This is a genomic window from Aliivibrio sp. 1S128 (assembly GCF_001691065.1).
Classification (GTDB): Bacteria; Pseudomonadota; Gammaproteobacteria; order Enterobacterales; family Vibrionaceae; genus Aliivibrio.
On the sequence record NZ_MAJV01000033.1, the window covers coordinates 619 to 1,165 of the forward strand.

Below are 547 nucleotides of genomic sequence, written 5' to 3' on the forward strand. Positions count from 1 at the left end.
TGTAGCAAATCGTGTTGATGCGATTGTTATAAATTTATTTCCATCGACTCAATTCTACAAATCTTTTCAGCTCACAACAAAGACCATCCAAATCGTCATACCTTGATAAATCGACTGTCATTGAGTTTGGAGTAACTAATTTTATGGATTTAATCTGACCTCTTGATTGCTTTACTTTAATAAGCTTAATATTATCCCATTTCATTATTTCCTCGGTATCTGGCTCATATGAAATCAAACCGTTTTCAGTAACCTCTATGAAGTGAGTACTAGCATATTTCAAAAAAGCAGCGCGCCCTCTATAGTTAATAAATGCTGGCATAGCCGAAAATAAAACAACATAAGATAAATGCTTTAAATCAATTAAATCTCCAAGCAAAAATGAACCAATAGATATCAGTATCGGCCAAGTTAGCAATACTATAGCTGGACTTAAATATTTATGCTTTGTAAGCTTATTTGCTATCTTAAATTTCATATGACCTTACCAAAAAAATTTATAACGCCTGCATAACACGTTTGCTACGATACAGACCTAACTGAATTT

Annotated in this window: 1 protein-coding gene; it reads right to left on the bottom strand. The window is 32.5% G+C overall.

Annotated elements, in window-relative coordinates; genetic code table 11:
- Window positions 1-34: 34 nt before the first annotated feature.
- Window positions 35-478, bottom strand: a complete 444-nt coding sequence (locus tag A6E03_RS06685; RefSeq protein WP_065600476.1) for a hypothetical protein — start codon at window positions 476-478, stop codon at window positions 35-37.
- Window positions 479-547 lie beyond the last annotated feature (69 nt).